This is a genomic window from Promicromonospora sp. MEB111 (assembly GCF_030209445.1).
GTDB lineage: Bacteria > Actinomycetota > Actinomycetes > Actinomycetales > Cellulomonadaceae > Promicromonospora.
Window position 1 is genome coordinate 179,442 of the sequence record NZ_JARVSD010000011.1, and the last position, 19,909, is coordinate 199,350.

Sequence of the window (19,909 nt, forward strand, 5' to 3'; positions counted from 1 at the left end):
AGATTTGGACAACGGGCGCTGGGCCTTTGGCGGGTGATCTTCCGTCGAAACCACCGGCGTCGCTGAAATCACGCTTACCCGGAGCGGCACCGGCCAAGTGCTCACTGCGGCTCACCTCCGAGATTCCAGAGCTTCACCCAATCTTTGACGTACTTCGTCGTCGTGAAGTCATCAGTGTCGGTGTCGTCGAAGGCGCGCAGGACGTATCGCAGGCGGTCCTCGCTTGCGGGACCGAACGAGACCTCCACCAGGGCCAGACGGTGACCGTCACCGAGGTTCTTGGCGTAGATGACCTCGTTCTTCGTGACGGTGAAGTCGACCGCGCCGAGGATCCGCCCCTTGACCTCGATCTGCACCACGGACCCGTCCGCTCTGACCGACCTGACGTCGAAGCCAGGGTTGTTGTGCGGCATCTCGACGGGCTCGGCACCGAGCACCCTCTCGGCCGCCAGCACGGCTTCCACGGCTCTGCGGTCCACACGGGCGGTGTCGCGCGCATGCAGCGGAACGTCGACTTCCATGTCGACCGGCGCACCCGGCCGGAGCATGCCGGCCGGGACCACGATCGCCGCCCCACGCACCAGCGGAGGCTGCACTGTTAGCTGCTCCTCCAGATCGAGCGAGGCCATTCGTCGAAGAAGGCGGACCTCCAGCTCGCGGGCTCGCAGGAAGGCCGTCTCCGGCCTCGTCCGCACCTTCTTCCCGGCTGCGACCTGATCCGTCAGCCTGGCGTGCTCGGCGTCCCAGTGGTTGACCTCCGCGATCAGACGTGTCCGGACCGCTGCTCGGGTTCTACCGACCGTCGCGCCGACCGCGCGTCCGACGTCATCGGAATGTGCTGGCAGCGTGTGCTCGGTCGCCCAGGCGAGAGCCAGAGCTTCGGCGCCGTCCGCGAGCCAGCCCTGACCCGAGACCTGATCGGCGGCGTCGGACAGATCGACTGGTACCGGCCCGTAGTCGAGGTACGGTGCAGGGCCGCCTGCCCGTGCCTCACCTGACGGATCCAGCTCGGTGTACGCGAACCGCCGGGAGACCACGCGTCCATGGCCGTCGTGGATCGCCTCGGTCGACGCGACGAGCAGCCATGGGTCGAGCTCCTCGGCCTCCGCGTCGTAGAGGATGGTGCCGCGCTCGAGAGCGGACCCGAGATCCTCGATCGTCAGGTCGACGACGGCGTCGAGCAGGGGATGCCCTGGCGCGAGAAGCTCTGCGACAGGAAGCCCAGGCTTCCGGATCTCGGCGCGTTCGAACACGACTCGCTCGTACCGTTCGAGCACAGAGGGAGCAGCACCGCGCCGACGGCGCTCGCGGAGCCGGAGCGGCACCCGGGTGATCTCGTACCTCCCCGTCTCTCGCGCCACGATGCGCCCGCCGAGCCGGGAGAACGCCGCGTGGAAGAAGGCCCGCACGTAGTGGGGCTGCAGCCGTCGCGCCCGGGCGAGCTCCAGCCGGCGTGCGATCTCCTCTGAGTCGGTGGCTGTGAGAGCGTCCGAGGTCAGAGCTCGTTCCGCGAGCAGCCGGTCCAGTCCTTCGCCGACGGTCGCGTCGATGACCTCCTCGAGCCGGGACCGGACGTTGGGTCGGTCGCCGTATCGGATCGCCTCGAGCAGGAGACCGCGTAACGGCTGGTTCTCGAAGGCCTCGCCGAGCACGTCGAAGACCTGCCCGCCGTAGTCCCTCCGTTGCTGCTCCACCTTGGCCAGCAAGCTGGTGAAGACCTGGCCTTCTCGGGTGTCCTCGGCCACGAGGTTCCAGAGGTGACAGGTCTCGGTCTGCCCGATCCGGTGGATGCGTCCGAACCGCTGCTCGATCCGGTTCGGGTTCCAGGGCAGGTCGTAGTTGACCATCAGGTGGGCCCGCTGCAGGTTGAGCCCTTCGCCGGCAGCGTCGGTGGCAACTAGGACCCTGACCTCGCGGTCCTGCGTGAACCGCTCTGTCACTCCCCGGCGCGCCTCGCGGGCCAGTCCGCCGTGGATTGAGACGACGGCGCCGGAGTCGCCGAGCAGCGTCCCGATCTGGTCGACCAGGTACCTCAGCGTGTCCTTGTGCTCGGTAAAGACGATCAGCTTGCGGGGCGCACCGTCGGCACCGGCCGCCACGCCCTGGTCGATGAGGATGGACCGCAGCTCCGTCCACTTCCGGTCGGCGCCCGCGAGTCTGACCCGCCGCGCCAGGACGACGAGGTCGTCGAGCGCCGCGATCTCGGCTCGGAGCTCAGCGACCGTCCGCGCGGCCGTAGCAGCATCAAGCACCTCATCCTCAACGCCTTCGACCTCGCCGGCGTCGAGGTCGTCGAGTCGCTCGTCGAGGTCGTCTCCTTCCCAGGCCTCCAGCCGCGTCTCGTGGTGCCCGACTGTGTCTGGGGTTCCGCCCGCCTCGATCTCGCGGACGCGCGAGCTGAGCCGATCGTGGCGACGTTCCAAGCTTCGGAGGATCGCCTCCGGGCTTGAGGCCAGACGGCGCTGCAGGACGGTGAGGGCGAAGCCGACGGTGTTGCGACGTCCTGCATCGGCTGCGAGCCGCTCGGCCCGGCCCATCTCGGTTCGCACGTACTCGGTGACCCGCTCGTACAGCTCGGCCTCGCCGGGCGACAAGGCATAGGGCACCGTGTAGGCCCACCGCTCGGGGAACAGCGGCCTGCCATCCAGGGTGAGCAGCTGTTCCTTGACCCGGCGCAGCATGAGGTCGTTCGGCCTCGCCGAGGATCCGCCTCGGGGCCGGCCCTCGAACCTGTCGGCGTCGAGCAGGGCGAGGAAGAGCTGGAAGTCGTCGGCGTGCCCGGAGTGCGGTGTCGCGGTCATGAGCAGCAGATGCCTGGCGATCCGTCCCAGCAGCAACCCGAGCTGGTAACGCCTGGTCCGTTTGAGCTCCTGGCCTGCCCAGTGGGCCGACATGCGGTGGGCCTCGTCGACGACGACCAGGTCCCAGTCGGTTGCCTTCAGCGCTTCGAGCAGGCCCTCATGCCGGGAAAGCTGGTCCATCCGCGCGATGAGGAGCGGCGATCTGGCAAAGACCTCAGCCGGATCGCGGGCGGCGTCGATCGCACTCTTGGTGAGGATGTCGAACGTCAGCCCGAACTTGTCCGCGAGCTCGTCCTGCCACTGCTCGACCAGTGACCCTGGAGCGACGACGAGACAGCGTTCCAGGTCACCGCGAAGGAGGAGCTCCTTGATGTACAGGCCGGCCATGATCGTCTTGCCGGCACCGGGATCGTCGGCCAGCAGGAATCGCAGGGGCGTGCGGGGCAGCAGGTCCTCGTACACCGCGCGCAGCTGATGAGGCAGCGGGTCCAGGTCCGAGGTCGAGACAGCGAGCATCGGGTCGTAGAGCGCGGCATACCGGATCCGCAGCGCTTCTGCGGCGAGGCGCCACTCGGCGGGGTCGGCATCGAAGGCTCGGCGGGTCGAGCCCTCCACACGGAGCCGTGCCTCGTCGGACCGTCGCAGAAGGGCCTCGCCCAGACCGCCCGACACGTCGCGGTAGGTCAGCTCGACAGCGCTCGTGCCGATCCATCGTGCGGCGACAACAGTGACGACGTCTCCGGCAACGCCTCGCACGCGAAGCCCGGGAACGAGCTTCTCCAGCTTAGTCCCGAGCGCCGCTGTGACACGGGAGTCGTCGTCCGCGGTCATCCTGCGAGCCGCTCCCAAAGCTCGGTGCCCACAGGCAGGACTACCCAGCCCTCGGCGGCGAGGTCGCGCCGATCCGCGTCGCTAAGATCCTCCACCTCCAAGGCGATCTGCCGGTCGGCCCAGGAGATTCCGATCGGGACGCCACCTTCGGACTCGAATCCGAGGTCCGGCACAGGCGCGCCGTGGTCGGCGAGGATCTGGAGGACGGCGCGCTCCGCACCGGTCGAGAGGGAGAAGGCCTGCTCCCAGCCAGACGGGACAGCCGAGCCTTCGGCGCCCAGGAGGCTGCGCAGGATGTCGGCCGCGTCGCCGCGAGAGAGCTCGTCGTGATCGCGCTGGTTGCTGAACGACCTGAGGCAGCCGTAGCAGGACGTCTCGGCTCCGCACTCGCACGAGCTGACCCGTCGCAGGGCGGCGTCGAGCACGCGTTCCAGGTTCGCCTCGACGTTCAGCACGTGCCCGGCGCCGCCGGGGACCCGGTCGAACAGGGAGATGGACCAGTCCTCGAGTCCCTCCGGGACGAGGGAACCACCGAGGTCGTCACGGGCGATTTCCAGCGTGTCGCTGGCGGCCTCGACGATCGCGTACAGGACCGACTTCCAGGCGCCCTGCGTCCTCCGGCCGCCGCCGACAGAGAACCGGAGGGAGACGAGATCCGTCTCGTAGTGATGGGCAAGGTCGAGCAGTCGCATCGGCCCCGTGCAGTCGACGTTGCGCAAGGTGTGCTTGTGCTTGGCTGGCGGAACCTTCGGATGCTTGGCCCGTGACGTCCCGAACCCGCACCACTCGCAGATCCAGAATCCCATCCCCGCGGGACCGTCCGCGACGGAGACGAGTCGTCCTCGTGGGCCGGCCTCGGCCTCGATCCCGCCGCCGGCCAGCCGCAGCTCCCGGGTGTGAGCCTCGGGGGACTTCGCCAGGACGTGCACCGCACCACTCCATGAGCGCTGCGGAGGGCGAGCCCCGGGGCGCTTCGGCTCAGAGCCGGCGATGAAGCCGAACTCGGGGATCGTCAGGGTCCGCGGGCTCGCCTGGTTCACGTGCTTGCAGACGGAGCACGTGCTGTCGAGCGCCTCCAGGCCCTGCCAGAACGCGCCGCAATGTCCGCAGACCTGGTACTTGAACTCCTGGAGTTCGCGCCCAGGCAGCCTGTAGATGCCACGCGACACCCACAGCCGGCCTCCGGCCACGAGCTCGGCGTCGGGGGCGTATTCGTGAATGGCCGAGGAGAGGTCCCGCGTGAGGTCGAGGTCTGCGCCGCCGTCCTTGCCATATCCGAAGTCGGTCCGGAGTTCGACGGAGTCCACGGGGAAGCCGTACTTCGGGAGGACGTTGCGGTTTGCGAGGTAGCCGAGCAGGTCGCGGCTGCGCAGGGTGTTGCTGACCTTCTGGTATCGCTCGGCCAGACCGTACTTCTTTTGCTCGGAGGCTTCGGTGCTGAGCTGCTCAAGCACGTCGATCTCGCCAGTCAGCTCCAGGCGAACCTTCTCCAGAAGGTCGACGAGACGCCCCGCCCAGCTTTGGTCGTCAAGGCCCACCTCGGCGGCAATCTCCGCCGGGATCACGCGGGCGAGCGACTCCGCTACGCCGGGCGGCACCGGACTGAGGAAGCCCTTGATCAAGGTAACAGGAGGATCGTTCCCCTCGTCGTCCGGCAGGAAGAACTCGCCGGCCTTCCGGTAGATCCGCCCCGTGCTCTCGAAGACCCATCGGAAGAAGGCAGCCATCGCGATGGACTGGGCATGACGTCGATCGATGCGCTCGTTGACGAGCGGGATGTACGGCGCGCGGACGTGCCCGCTGATCATCACCTCGGGATCGGCAAACCTCGTTAGGTCGTGGGACCGGCGCTGTGCGAAGGTCACGACGAGCGCGGCCGCACCGGACCGCCGCCCGGCCCGCCCAGCCCGCTGCAGATAGTTCGCGGTCATCGGAGGCATGTTCCGCATCATCACAGCCTGCAGCTCACCGACGTCGACGCCGAGCTCGAACGTCGTCGAGCAGGACAGAGCGTTGACCTCGCCTTTTACGAACTGGTGCTGGATCTCGGCCGCCCGGGTGTTGGCCCACTGAGCGGTGTGCTCGATCGCCGTCAGCGAGACGGCGTTGAGGGTGCGGTACACGGTGCGGTAGTGGTCTCGGTCCTCGTCGACGGGTGGAGGCGAGAAGGGCTCGAGGGTTCCTTCGCACCGCAGCGCCGGACAGACGTCACGGACCGACACGGGGGAGGTCCGGCGGCACACCGAGCAGCGGTACACGGGGGCCTTCTCCGTAATCAGGGAGAACCGCAGCAGCTCGTGGTCGATCTGGTGGACGACGCCCAGGGACTTCTCGGTACTTGCGCGGAGCCACTTGACCGGTGGGGTCGGTGCGGTCAGCATCCGCCAGATATTTGCGAGGAACTCGTGCGGGTCGGCGTCCGAGCCGAGCTCCGCGAGGACCTTGGTTACGTAGTCGACGCGCCGGTTGGTGCCCTTGGTCGGCAGCCAGGAGAGCACCTTGCGCATCGGCTCCGAGCCCTTCCCGCGGACTCGGATCGGGCCCAGACGCGGAGCGAAGATCTCGTCGTTCGACGGGACGGACCCCGGCATCTCCACCGCGCCCTGCTGGCGCAGGGTGCGGACGAGCTCCTGGAGGAGGTCCCAGGCTTCGTCGTCGGACAGCCCCAGGGCGGTCAGCGGACGCGGTGCCGGACCCGAAGGCCGCTCCAAAACGATCCCGACCAGTCCCAGGCCTTCGAGAGACTGACGGTCGTCCGTGGCCACGGCCTCCGCCATGACCCACGGCGCGACGATCCGCGACTCGCCCTGCGCCGTCAGCCCGCCCTTGAAGAACTGCACCTTCTTCGCAGCGGCGCGCGTGCTGAACACGAGATCCTCCACCGAGACGGCCTCGTCGTCGGCGTGGGCCTTGGCCAGGCCCTGGGTGATCAGGCGGCGGCGCTGGACCTTTCCATAGGAGTCCTGCAGGTACGGCGCGAAGTACGCGGCGGCCTGCCGCGAGTCGCTGAAAGCCAGGAGCTTGCGGCCCTCGCCCGGCAGAAAGCCGCCCGCGGCCTGGTCCGTCGCCGGCGGAAGGTTCTGGTAGAGCGAGGTCGCGATGACCGCGCCGCTCGCGTCGGAGCCCGTCTCGAACACCCGGACCGTCCCGGGGCCGCGGGCACCACACACGAGGCACCCCGAGATCTCGTCCCCGCGCTGCTTGAGCTTGCGGATCGTCCGCAGCGAACCCGACCCGCACCCGGCACAAGTCCGCGCTGCACCCGCGTTGATCGCGCCACAAGTCGTGCAGAGCCTCTCGTCCTCGCCGACTGCGGTTACGGGCGCGTCTGAGCCCTGAGCCGGGGCGTCCGTCTCGTTCCCGTCGGTGGGGACGAGGTCAACAGTCGCGTCCTCGTCCTCGTCGTCGACCGACTCCTGATCCCCGAGGACATACCAGGTGCCGCGCGTCATCGCCTTCCGCGGCCGGAGGTGGAACAGGCCCTCGTGGACCTCGGGGCTGCCCAGAACGTGCACGGAACCGCAACGGCGGCAGGACCCGATCTCGAATACCGGCGCGTCGCAGTCCGCGCACTCCGTGTGCCGGGCGAGCTGGACGTGCGGGCCCGACGGCGAGAGACACGTGAACGCCCCCTCGGTCGCGCGCAGGAACAGGTGGTACCTCGCCGAGAGCGCCGTCGTCCCGTCTGGGCGGTGCAGGGCGCTCGCGAGCTCGACGAGCGAGGCGAGCCCGCGCTCGCCGTCGGGGTCGTTGCCGAAGAGCGCCCGCTGGACGCGTCCGAAGGTCTCCGGGCCGTCGGCTAGGCGGGTGCGGAGGGTCGCGAGCGTCTTTTCGTGCAGGATCGCGTCGACAGCCGAACCCGTGCCCTGCCAGCCGGCGGACCGGGCCGCGTCGAGCACAGCTTGCTCACGGTCCCAGTCCTCGGCCAGCCTGACGTAGTCCTTCGCGTCCAGGGGGCCCCAGAACGGGCCTGGGGGCATCGCAACGCGCTGCGCGCCGATCAGGTCCTGCCGGGCGGGGTCGCTCACCTGCCATTCGAAGGGTTCCCCGAACAGGTTGGTCGCGAACTTGGTCACCGCCGACGGGTTGGTGTCGGCGCCGACGGTGGCCGACGTCGCAAGACACTGGATCGGCCGGTCCGGGGCCACCCGGTCCCGCACCCGGCGCAGCAGCATGGCCACCTCAGCGCCCTGGCTGCCGTCGTAGACGTGGGCCTCGTCCACGACGATGAAGCGCCACGGGCTGTCCTTGCCGCTGCCGAACAGCTCCAGGTCGAGCGGCCGCAGGAGCAGATATTCCAGCATCGCGTAGTTGGTCAGGAGCAGGTTCGGTGGCGTCGCCCGCATCTCGGTCCGGCTGAGCAGCTCGTTGTCCAGGATCGGCTCGCCGATGTTGAGGTTTCCGAAGGCCTCGCGAGCACGGGCGGGATCAGTCTCCGTGTCGCCGGTGTACCGGCCGAACGTGATATCCGGGTAGCCGGCGAGCAACTGGCGCAGGCGTTTCATCTGGTCGTTGGCCAGCGCGTTCATCGGGTAGAGCAGGAGAGCCCGAACGCCGGGCCCCAGCGTGCCGGCCTCCCGCTCACGGACCAGACTGTCCAGGATCGGCAGGAGGAAGGACTCCGTCTTGCCCGAACCTGTGCCGGTCGCGACGACCACGTTGCGTCCCTCGGCGGCCTTCCGGATCGACCGCTCCTGGTGGACATAGAGCGGACGGTCCAGGGGCAGGGCAGTGCTGCCCAGCTCGGCGAACCCGCGCGACAAGACGCCGTCGTCAATGAGGGACTGCAGCGTGGCGCCCGGCGCGTATGGCGGCGTGGCCTCCAGGTACGGCCCCTTGTCCAGCATCGGGGTTCGGTCGATCGTCTCGGCGAGCGCATCGCTGATCTCGGAGTCCCGGACTGCCAGAAGCGTCTGGAGGTAGCGGCGGTACGTCGAGGTGATCTCGCGGGAGGTGCGGATCGCGTCCAGGCTCTCGGCCATCAGGCCTCCGTTCGGTCGGTGGTTGTGCTGGAGACCAGCAGCTCAGCAAGGATCAGGTCGACGGTGACCAGCTCCGGGGCGACCTCGGCGATCGCGGTCCAGGTCGACTTCCGGCGACCGCTTAGCCAGGTCACCCCCATCGTGTGGCCGCGTGCGGCGTGGCGGGCGGCGAACGCATAGGTCAGCGAGATCGCCGGCACCACTCGCCAGCCGCCGTCGGCATCACGGGGTGTTCGGGCGAACACGCTTGCCGAGGCGACGGGATCCGCGAGGAGGGTCAGGAACCGGCGGCTCTCCGCCAGCAGGTCGTGGGCGTTCTTCACGAGCCAGGACAAGCGCCCGTCGCGGCGTCGCTCCACGAACGCCATGCCCGCTGCTACGCGCGAGTCGAGGCTCAGCAGCCCCTTCGGCACCAGACCCATCTGCCGGACCATCGCGTCTCGCGCGGCGGACGGCAACCCGTCGAAGAGCACCGCAGACTGGTCGAGCAGTCCTGCTTGAGGGGCGGGGTCCGCCCCTGTGAGCAGTGTGGTCACCTCGGAGCTACACAACGCGATCGCGGCCTCGACCTCCTCGTCCGACCACCTGCCGTCCGCCGCCGCCAGCAGCGTTGCCGGCACGGCGTTGCGCACATTCCAGACGAGTGGCTCATCTTCGTGGGCATTGGCGAGATCTGCCCACGCCAAGCCCGACTGGACGATGAACGACGGGACCATCTCGCCCGGCGCCCGAGACTCGGTCACCGATAGGAGGGCCTCACGAGGGCGGGACCGCAGGATCCGATCCAGCACCGTGCGAACGGCCGTGGCCCGGGCACCGATCCCGAGCCGTTCGGCCAGTCCGCGGGTGGTCCAGACGGCTTCGAGGTCGGCGACGTCGTCAGGTTCGGGCCCTTCGTCCGCCAAGTACGCCGACAGCGCGGTCAGGTCTGCCTGGTCGGACGTCACGTGGCCGCCGATCTCGACGAGTCTGCTGTCACCAGGTCCCGGCCACTCAGGCACTTCGGCGGGGACCCACGGGTCCTCGATCCGGACCGTGACGAGGAGCGGTCCCGCGTTCCGCAGTTCCTCCGGGAGCTCCGCCCGGCCGCCCTCCACAGGAAGCGACACAGGTGGCCGCCACGGTGCTGTCGTCGCATAGACGATCGCCGTCAAGCCCTCGACGTCGACGGAATCGACCAGTTCTAGTCCCTCGGCCATTGGGCGTATGAGAGAGCACAACCGCTGGGGTCGCACGTGCCCGACGACGAGCCCACCCTCCGGATCGAGGGCAAGACGCCCGTGCGGGTGGGTGGCTAGCGTGTCCGTCAACCGCGCCAGATTGAACTGGTACATCCCGTTGCGTCCCGCGCCGGGCTCCACCACTTGCTGGACTCCGCCCGCAGTCAGGAAGTGCAGCCGCGGCTCGGCCCCTTGCCCCACGTCCAGGACGAGTGTCCCTGGATCGCTTCTCAGGCCCTCCTGCGAGAGCTGTAGCGGACGGATCGACGGCGCGATGCTTGAGCCCGCGGCCTGGTAGGCGACCGTCATGTGCGGCGGGCCAACGACGAGCGTCAGCCACCGGTCCCGGGCGCCCGCCCGGACGTGGGTCACGCGGGCGACTGAGGGCAGATCGAGGGTGTCGCGGGCGAGTGCCACGCCGTCGTCGGCTCGGAGCATGACCTTCGCGGGCTGGAGCCCACCGGCGTCGAACCACCGCCAGGTCGGCGTGGACGTCGCTCGCAGCCCTTCGACCACGTCGAAGGCCCGAGACGTCCCGCGCCCCCAGGGCCCGCGAACCTGAAGGGTGAACGAGCCGACCAGCGGCCGGTCGATCCGGTCCCAGATCTCGTCGGGATTGCCACCGTCGCTGCTCCGCCACCGCGCCACGGCGAGACGGTCGGCCGCAAGCAGAGAGACTTCCCACTCGGCCCCGCGCAGCTCTTCCGGCAGCGTGATCGACGGCAGGTGAGCATGGACCGGCCGTCCCAGCGTGGTGCGCACCCCGGCCACCGGATCGCTGATCTGGATTCGGGCCGAGGCGTAGTTGCGGACGGCACGCGGCGATCCCGTGTCTGCGACGGAGACCGACTGCGCACCCTCAAGATCGACCAGGAGCAGGCACCAGCCGGCCCAGCCGGGTGGCAACGGGCTCTCGGTCCGTACGTTCCGAGTGCCCGTTACCACCAGGTCGTCGGGCGTGCCCGGAAACAAGAACCAAACGGGTCGACCTGGAAGCGGCACTGCAGTCGACCGCAGCTCACCGTTCTCGTCGAATGCCAGGAGGGGATCCGCATCGTCCACCACGTCGACCGTGGCGGTCAGGTCCTCATGATCCGTGAGAGCTGCCGAGACCAGGCGGACGGGGCGAGGCAGCGGGACGTCGGTCGGCGGAGCCTCGTCGAGGCCCGGTGGGACGATATTGGCCTTAACCCGCTGCCTGGTCCCGTCCGCGTCCACGATCCAGGTTGTCGCCCGATCGCTCACCGACGACGCCGACGGCAGCCGCAGGACCACCCCGAAACCGAAGGGGTCCAGCACCAGGCGCGGCTGCTGGTCCGCTGCGCTCGCGACCGAGGACGTCGAACCGCGGGCCGCCCGTGCCACCCGGCCCTTGCGCTGCAGGTCCTGGGCCACCGCGGCGAACCGTTCCGGCAGGGCGACGTCCGTCCCGTCACCGCCACCGGCGACGGCGTCGAGCAAGTCGAAGACGCGACCGGTGACATCGACCGCGAACTCACCGCCATACTGGAGGAACCGGGCGACAGGCTTGTCGACGTTGTGCAGCGCCCCTCGTCCCGCCTGTGCGGAGGCCCAGGAGACGAAGGCCTCAGGGCTCAGGCCGGCGATCCCGGCTCGGCGCCTGCTGACCAGCTCAAAGTAGATGGGGAGGCAGGACGTCGGCATGCCGGAGTGCATGAGGATCCGGCCGACGTACCGTGTCCCGGCGTCGTCGCTGTCCTCGAAGGCGGGCAGGTCCAGGGTATGCAGGTTGTCGAGGAACGCGGTCCCCCAGGTCTGCTGGAATCCTTGGACTGGGCTGCTCATCCCGACAGACTTCGCCAGGAACGGCCAGAAGGTGTTCGAGGCGTAGTGGTCGGTCGCCGCCCCCGTCGTCGCGAGAACATGGACCGCCGGCCAGCGCTGGAGGATCCGGCGATGGTCCCGCGGCGCAGCGCGCAGATAGAGCTTGCCTAGAACGCCGAGGGCCTGCTGCCTGAACTCCGGCTTGATTCTGTCCAGTGCTTCGGCCACCAGCGAGACGTGCGACAGCCGCTTGCTCCAGCTCTCCTCCCGGATGTCCAGCAGCTCACGGGAGGAGACCGTCTTACGCCCTTCCGCCATCGACATCGCTACCTCTCCTCGAAGCCCTTCTGCTCAAGCCCGAGCACGTTGGCGTTCTCGCTGACAGTGCGGACGGTGCTCTCCGAGAAGCCGCCGGGGTTCTGCGCTTCGATCTCGACGGTGATCCGCAGCGACGTTCCTTCCGCAGCAGCCAGCGCGCCCAGGATCTCCTCGCGTAGCACGTTCCAGTCCTTGACGTAGGAGACCGGGTCGAGCGTCTTGGAACCGAAGAACCGGCGCTTCGGCTGGTCCCGCGGTGCGAGCTGCGCGCCGCCTGGGCCGGTGGTGACCCGGCCGTCGCTGTTGTCGGCCGCGGGTTCGTTCTCGGGATCGGCGACTGGCTGCCGGTCGCCCGCGCGCTGTGTGATGGCCCGGTCCGGCCGCACGAGCAGCCACGTGTCTGGTACCGACGGAGGCTCCGGCACGTCGCCGGGGAGCCAGAGGTCGAGGTACCGCCCGCTCGCGTCGTCGTACCCAGAGGCCAGGGCGAAGCCCTCCGCCTGCCAGACCAGGGAGCTGCCGACCGCCAGCACTGCCTGCTCCAGAACCTCGCGGCGGGGGAGCCGCTGCAGGTACGGGTACTGGGTGTACCACGTCCACAGAGTCCCGAACGCGACGTGCCCGTCCGCCCAGGCCGAGGCGAGCGGTCCATCCAGGGCGATCCGGACCAGCGCGGTCCCGTACAGGTCGGCGAGCTTGCCCACGCTCTTGAGCTTGGCGGTGACCCGCTCGGCCATCGAGGTCGGGCCGTCGGTGAGCCGGTCGAACGACAGCGTGACCTTCGCCCCCGGCTGCCCCACCGGGGTCAGCAGGGCCGTGTACGCCGCCCGGAGCCGAGCCTCGACCATGACGTCCAGGTCCGCCGCGCGCTTGATCGCCTGATTCTTCTGCTGCAGGGACAGGCCGAGCTCCTCGGCGCGCTCGACGACGTACCGCCAGCCCAGCCCTTCGCGCACCGCGTTCTCCAGGTCGCCGTAGCGGCCGCGGTCGGCAGCTAGGAAGACCACCTGGTTCCGCCGCTGCCGCTGGCCGGATCCGGCCCGCGTGAGGGTCTCCTCGGCGAACTCCGTGGCTTGGGACGCGTCCTTCGCCCAGGTGCGCCGCGGGTGGACGAGGACGAGCCGGAGTGCGTCACCGTCGGGCACGTCGCCGGCGTCCTCCGGTGCGGCATGCAACGTGCCGAACTGGCCCTTGGCTTTGCTGTTCTCCTGGCGGAGCCGCGTGACGATCTCCGCGTACACGTCCTCCTCCGAGTATCCGGCGGCCTTCTCCGCCGCCAGACGGGTCGACGACGCCGCGGTGTCGTACCAGGACCGGTCGCCATCCTCGTAGAAGTACGTCGCCCGGGTCGACAGGAGTTCCCGGGCGTCGCCCAGGTGGTTCATCACGTCGCCGGGGACGGCCGCACCGAGCCGTAGCCGGCGGATGTCGACGCCGACGTGCTGCGTGCGCAGTGTTGGCACAGTCGCCATGAACACCGTCCGGGCGATCCGACGGGTCAGGTGCCGGGATCCGAATGCGGGCCGCTCGCCGTCGATCACCACGGGAGTGGAGCCCGGGCCGTCCACGTCTTTGTCGATGATGGGGCGCCAGTTGTCGTCCAGGTAGTGGGTGATCTCCGAGTACACGTCCGACGACGAGACTGGCACCACGCCAGGCGTGATCAGCGGCGCGGTGTCCCCGGCGTTCCACAGGGCCGAGATCACCTGGCTCATCAGCCGCAGCACGCCGCGGGTGCGCTGGAACTTCGGCAAGGCCGACCAGTCCTCGTAGAGCCGGTCGAATAGCTCGGGGTGGATGGGGTAGGCCGCCTTGATCCGGGCTTCGTAGGCGCCGTTGGTGACCTCCTTGGGGAAGAACCCGTGGTTGTCCTGGTAGAACTTCACGTACTGCTTGGCCACGGCCGCGATGTCCGCGAGGGCCGCCGCATCGGGCTGCTGGAAGAGGCGCCTGCGGACGATCTCGAAGGACTCCAGGCCAGTCGCGGGGCGCCAGTCGTCGGCGTTGCGGCCGATGACCTGCTGCAGCATCTCCAAGGCCACACGACCCTTGGGCCCGCCGACCTCCAGCGCGGACCCACCGCCGCCGTTATCGATGGACTCCGAGTCGGGAATCGAGACCACGAGCATCACGCCCGGCGTGGACTTTGCGAGCTCGGTGAGGTGCTGGGCGAACGTGAACTGACCCTCGAAGGTACCGCCCGGCAGCGGCGCAGGCGCATCGACGAGCAGGCGGGCGTAGGCTACCCACTCGTCGACCAGGATCAGGATCCGCTCGCCACCGTCGACGATCTCGCGGACCAGCTCGTCGAGCACTGTGCCGGGCGGGGTGCCGTTGGCGTCCGCCTCGGCGACGCGTGCATAGGCGGCCTGGCCGCCGCCCGGGGCGCCGGCCTCACCGAGCTGCCAGGCGAGCTCACCCCACAGGGTGCGGATCGTCGTCCCGTCCGGCTTGGTCGCCGCCTGACCGGGAGACAGGCGGGTCCCGACTAGAGTCACACGCCGCACACGCAGCGCGGCCAGCGGGTCCGGCTCGTCGGTCGCAGCTGTCAGCACGTGCCCGACGACGTCCTGGGCGCCGGCGGGCAGGGACCGCGCCTCGATCCCGGAGAACAGGTGGAACAGCGCGAGCATTGAGTGCGTCTTGCCGCCACCGAACTGCGTCTGCAGGTTGACGACCGGGGAGGCGCCGCCGTCCCCGGAGAGGCGGCGCAGGGCCCGCTCGAGCAGGTCCTGCAGGCCGGAGGTGATGAAGGTTCGCGCGAAAAACTCCCGCGGGTCGGCGTACTCCGGCGACGTAGACTGCCCGGTCGCGACCTGGTGGAGGTCCGCCGCGAACTCTGCGGTGGAGAACTGGCCCTTCATGACGTCGGGGTGCGGGACGACGACGTCACGCCACGGCTTGACCGTGACGCCCGCCAGCGTGCCGGCGACGGCGATCGGGGCGACCTTTGAGGCGCGGTTGCGGGCCTGCTTTTCGTACACCTCGCGCTGGTGCTCTGAGCGTAGGGTCGCGACGGCATCGGCCTGGTCGGCCGCGCCGATGGCGATCAGGAGGCGTTCGATTGTGTCCAGGGCCCGGTAGGTGTCGTCCGAGGAGAACTTCTCGCCGTGGTGCGCGCGGTTGGCGGTGTCGCGGAGCTCGGTCGCCAGGGCCGACTGAGGGCGCTCCAGATCGTCCTTAAAGACCTGCCACCGCTCGGTCACGACGCGGAGGAGGACGCGGACGTCGTCCTTGGTGAAGATTTTGGCGGTGCCAAACTTCGCGTTCTCGGCCGCGGACCACGCCTCCAGCCAGTCCGTCCCGGCTGGCGCGTGCATCGCCATGCGCATCTCGACCCACGGGAGGATCCCCTCCTGCAGGATGTCGAGGCCGCGCAGTACCTTCTCGTTGTTCGTCAGGGTGACCATGTCAGAAGGTCTCCTCTGCAACGGTGTCGAAGTCGAAGCCGTCCTGGACGGCGGGCTTCGGGAGGTTCTGGGCGGTGGCGGCGACCTCGGCCCAGGCGCCGCCGAGTCCGTTGAACAGGCCGGCGGTGGCGGCGTCTTTGGTTTCCATGAGCTCGTAGAGTCGCAGGGCGAGGCGCTGGGCGTCGTCAAGGGAGACCTTGATCCTGCCCGACGACGAAGCACCGGTCGCTTCGCCCGTAAGGACTGCCATGAGGCGGGCTGCGGCCTCGCGGCCTTCGGTGGCGTAGGCACGCGCAAGGTGGCAGGTGGCCTCCCAGACGGAGTTGCGGTCATCGCGGGCCGGGTCCCAGGACGGGTCGAGGTCGAGGGGCTTAATAAGGGCGACCTTGCCGCCGCCAGAGGTCAGGATGCCGCCTCGGGCGATTCCGTCTACGGACAGGCCGAGGGGGACAGCCAGGGATTCGGCATCGCCATAGGGGCGGGTGGCCCAGCCGTAGGACTTGTACCAGTCGAGGCAGAAGCGAGTGTCCGGGTCGACGTCGGCGTCCTGTTCGGTCTCGATTGCGTCGAAGGTGGCGTTGATCAGGGCCAGGGCGGTCTTGACGGGCATGCGCGTGCCGTCGGCCTCCAGAACACGGGAGTAGCGGGAGTAGACGGCCATGCCCGGCCCGAGGACGGTCTGGCGCAGATCGGCCGGGGCGATCGCGCCTTCACGGATGCGGGGGAGAGCCTCTTCGAGTTCTTCCCGGAGCGCGACGAGGAAGCCGGTGCGGTCCGCGGCGGCGGCGGTCTCGGGGCGAGGGCGTAGTGCAAGGACGATGGACGAAGCGAGAGCGTTCGACCCGACGTCGCGCATCCGTCCGGCACGTTCGGAGCGCACAGGCCAGGTGGCGGTGATGGTCCAACCTTCGCGGATCATGCCATCGAGGAAGGTGGACCAGCCGGTGCTCGCTACGCCCTCGGACTCCAGCTCTTTCTGCTTGAAGGCGTAGAAGACAGTGATCGGGTAGTCCGGCGTTGCGGACTGACGGGCGCGGCCGAACACGTGCTCGAAGCCCGTCTCAAAGAACTTCTCCGCCTGGTCCTTGCCGCCGTGGCGGTAGGGGTCAGCAACGAGCTCCTCGACCTTGGGGACGAGCATCGTGCCGAATAGGTTGGGGTGGATCTGGCGGAGTGATCGGCGGAGCCAGACGTAAAAGAAGTCGCTGAGGTCGGAGTAGCCGATGTTGTCGTAATAGGGCGGGTCTGTGGCGACAAGTACTCCGGAGAAATCGCGTGCCGCCGCATCTAGCTGATGAACCTGCCCGTGAGTGGCTGGCGTAATGCGATCAAGTGTCGCGGCGATGCCTGGAATCGTGTTCTCGAAGTCGCCAGCGGTGCCAGAAAGCGGGTTGGCTTCGGCGTAGTCCCAGACCATTGGGAGAGCCTGCCGCGCGAAGGTTGACCGCGTTGCGCCGGTGCCATGCGATGAACGCCAAGAGACAAGTGACGAGTGATCGTCGGTTGTGTTGGATGCTGCGATACCGAGATAGGTTCCGACTGCGTCGGCGTAGGCTTCAACGCCCGTGCCACCGTCCGGCAGGCGAGCTCCGCTCATGAGGCCTGCGGTAGCCGCGTCCTTGAGGACCTGCTCGCGCACCTCGGACACCAGGTCGCTGAACGTGGTCAACGCGGTGAGCTGCCGACTTGTAAACAGGTCAGCCCACCTGGTGAGGCCATAGGCCTGAACGCGGAAGCCGAGAGCGGCCGCAGGCAATGAGCCCGCAGGTATTGCGTCTGGAACGAGGATCTCAGCGGCCTTCACGTGCTCCTCGGTAGGCTCGACATAAATCCGCTGCCGCTTTCCCTCCGCGACCGTGGCCATTAGTTGAGCCCCAAGGCGAACAGCCTTGCCTTCGGCACGAATCGCCTTGAGTTCGACCGCTGTATCGCACGACACACAGACCGCACCGCTGCCGTCGACGGTTCCGCCATTCGCTGCCGTGGGCGCCTGCTCGACGTCATGCCCGATCCGGAAGACGACCCGCCTACCAGCTGGCACCGAGGCGTCGTCGACCACCTCGGGGACGACGTAGGTCTCCTTGCCCTTCTTCTTCGCGAGCCACCACGAGCGGACCAGCGGCATCTCGATCCCGCACGCCGGGTTGGGGCACGTGACGGTCCGGGCCCAGATCCACGCGATGACCGTTGCCTTCTCCCCCGACGGTAGCGTCGCCTTCGGGTACAGGTGTCCGATGCGCTCCTCGGCGCGGTCGCGCATCCATGCGCCGTACCGGCGCACGTCCTCGGCAAGGCCTGTCGCGCGCGGCCAGTCACCGAGTCGAGACTCCGCCGCGCCAGGGAACACCGGCGGGCGTCCCGCGAACTTCGGCGGGATCTCGATCAGTGCCTTGTTGATCAGCACCGCGACCGGGTTGAGGTCCGAGGCGTGCGCCTCCAGCCCCAGGCGCTGGGCCTCCAGCGGGATCGTGCCGCCTCCGGCGAACGGGTCCAGAATCGCTGGCGGCTTCCCTCCGGTCGATCTCAGAATCTCTGCGCGCGCCTCGGCGTAGAGCCGCTCGTCGTTGATGTTCTCCCACTTGACCAGACGCCGGATGATCCCGTGCAGCCGTTCGCGCTCGGCCTTCTGCTCCTCGGGCGACAGGGACTCGTCCGACGACGGGTCGTCTACGAGCTGGGCGAACAGCACCGCCCGTGCCGCCGCGAGCGGCCGCCGTGCCCACCACAGGTGCAGCGTCGACGGGTGCCCGTATCGGATCGACTTCTCCCTCGCCGACTCGGCGTTGATCTCCTCCAGCGGGAGCGAGACCTCGATCAGCTTGCGGCGGGGTGGGAGCGTCGTCACCTGCCCCAATATATGGCCGGGGCCACTGGCGGGCCGTTCGCCGTCGGGTGAGGTGCGAGGTGAAACCTGAGGAGTTCCGGCCCGCCTGCGGGAATCTTGCAGCGCGGCGCCTGACGAGGCAAGGTTGGTGGCTGTGCCTGTCGTCGCTCCGCCTGCTCCAGCAAGCTCGGCCCCGGGGCGCACCTTGGCCGCCGTCCTGCTCTCGCCGCCAACCACATCGGGGAACCGTACGCGCGCTGCCGTGGGTCGGGCAGCCTCAGCACTGGGCTTCGGCATGGTCATGATCGGGAACCTCCTCTCTCTTCCGACGACGTCGTCTGGCGACGTCCGGCAGGTTGGTCGCGAATCCAGAACCTGGCTCGCATCTAGGGAACCGTTGGCAACGACGATCGCTGCCGCTGATGAGTTGCTCGTAGCCTGGGGGCGTCTTCACGATCTCGGCCCGGCGCGTGTGCACGCCCAGGTCCAGATCGCCTGGCTCGCTACGGTCGCGAAGGCTGCAGGAATCGACGAGGTCTGGAGCGTCGGCCCTGACCAACGGCACCCATCCCGCTGGCATCAGTACACGGCGGACAAGTACGGCCGTACATCGGGTGGGACGTCCGAGCAACGTCTCCACGAAGTGTTGGTGTCCCTGCCCTGGGAAGACGTGATTGTGAAGGTCTCGAGCCGGAGACGGGTTGCCCACGAGACCGCAGATAGATCGCCCCGTCCAAGAACTACCTGACGGCCCAACGCCGATCAGCGTCAACGACCACGAATCTCGGCCCGGCCGTGGCTGGGAGGGGTGCTGGGACATGGTGGCGCTCCGAGTAACTCTTGGGGAATGGTGCGGCGTCGCGTTGATCATGGCCCGGCACGGCCCGCGATGTCTGGGGCACCTTGGCCCCAGCGGGCCGCGGACCGTGCCGGTGGTTCAACTCTCGCCCGGTAAGTACTCGCGACACATCGCCTGAACGGGTACCTTCCCGCGGAAAGATCCCTCGATCGGGTGAGGCAACGGCAGGAGCCGCCGCCGTACGCCTACGCTGGCACCCGTGACGAGAGTGCTCATCGTGGACGACGACGCCCTGGTCCGGCAGCACATCCGGGGGATCCTGACCGACCATGGCCTCGAGATCGTTGCCGAGGCAGAGGACGGCGACGAGGTCCTGCCCGCGATCGTCAGGCACCGGCCCGACGTCGTCCTGATGGATCTCGGGATGCAGCGGGTGGGTGGCGTCGAGGCGATCCGCCGGGTCCGGGCCTTGCCGGGAGGGCCGCCGTGCGTAGCCTTGACGACATTCGAGGACGCGGTCATGATCAAGCGAGCGCTCGAGGCAGGGGCGGCCGGGTACCTCGTGAAGCACGATGCCCCCGAGGCCTGGGTGAGCTACCTCCACGACGTGCTCGCGGGCGGCGGCGCGCTCAGCCCGACCGCCGCAAAGCGGCTCATCGACGATTACTCGTCGTCAGGTAGCTCCGGGGCAGACAAAGCCGCCGAGGCTCGCGCCACCCTCGAGACGCTCACCGCCGCGGAACGCGACGTCATCGCGAACATCGCGGGCCGGACCAACGCCGAGATCGGGGTGGACCTGTTCATCTCCGAGCACACCGTCAAGTCCCATGTGAGCCATGCCCTGGCCAAGCTGGGGCTCCGACGCCGTACCGAGCTCGCGGCGCTTGCGGAACTGGCCGGGATCAGCATCCCACCACAGCCGTGACCTGCCGGATAACC

6 protein-coding genes are annotated in these 19,909 nt (G+C 68.8%); 1 reads left to right on the forward strand and 5 read right to left on the reverse strand.

What is annotated here, in order from left to right:
- Window positions 1-101: 101 nt before the first annotated feature.
- From QRN56_RS13635 to QRN56_RS13655, 5 genes are read right to left on the reverse strand one after another with little or no spacing between them, the layout of a single operon-like run.
- Complete coding sequence (locus QRN56_RS13635; protein WP_285104065.1) at window positions 102-3,632, reverse strand: helicase-related protein; 3,531 nt, start codon at window positions 3,630-3,632, stop codon at window positions 102-104.
- Window positions 3,629-8,614 (reverse strand): DEAD/DEAH box helicase, encoded by a 4,986-nt coding sequence (locus QRN56_RS13640; protein WP_350224568.1) that lies wholly within the window; start codon window positions 8,612-8,614, stop codon window positions 3,629-3,631. Before QRN56_RS13640 ends, QRN56_RS13635 begins: the two co-directional genes overlap by 4 nt.
- Window positions 8,614-11,943 (reverse strand): hypothetical protein, encoded by a 3,330-nt coding sequence (locus QRN56_RS13645; protein WP_285104067.1) that lies wholly within the window; start codon window positions 11,941-11,943, stop codon window positions 8,614-8,616. Before QRN56_RS13645 ends, QRN56_RS13640 begins: the two co-directional genes overlap by 1 nt.
- 2 nt (window positions 11,944-11,945) lie before the next feature.
- Entirely contained in the window at window positions 11,946-15,347 is a 3,402-nt protein-coding gene (locus tag QRN56_RS13650; protein ID WP_285104068.1) for a Swt1 family HEPN domain-containing protein, read from the reverse strand.
- A 1-nt stretch (window position 15,348) separates the two neighbouring features.
- Window positions 15,349-18,192, reverse strand: coding sequence for a DUF1156 domain-containing protein (locus tag QRN56_RS13655; RefSeq protein ID WP_285104070.1), 2,844 nt, complete (start codon window positions 18,190-18,192; stop codon window positions 15,349-15,351).
- 1,055 nt (window positions 18,193-19,247) lie between these two features.
- Between QRN56_RS13655 and QRN56_RS13660 the strand changes: the two genes are divergently transcribed.
- Window positions 19,248-19,895 (forward strand): response regulator transcription factor, encoded by a 648-nt coding sequence (locus QRN56_RS13660; protein WP_285104072.1) that lies wholly within the window; start codon window positions 19,248-19,250, stop codon window positions 19,893-19,895.
- Window positions 19,896-19,909: the final 14 nt, after the last annotated feature.

Bases quoted from the DNA above. Each gene is read 5' to 3' on its own strand.
- QRN56_RS13635 (WP_285104065.1), bottom strand. From the start codon at position 3,632: ATGACCGCGGACGACGACTCCCGTGTCACAGCGGCGCTCGGGACTAAG.
- QRN56_RS13650 (WP_285104068.1), bottom strand. From the start codon at position 15,347: ATGGTCACCCTGACGAACAACGAGAAGGTACTGCGCGGCCTCGACATC.
- QRN56_RS13645 (WP_285104067.1), bottom strand. From the start codon at position 11,943: ATGTCGATGGCGGAAGGGCGTAAGACGGTCTCCTCCCGTGAGCTGCTG.
- QRN56_RS13640 (WP_350224568.1), bottom strand. From the start codon at position 8,614: ATGGCCGAGAGCCTGGACGCGATCCGCACCTCCCGCGAGATCACCTCG.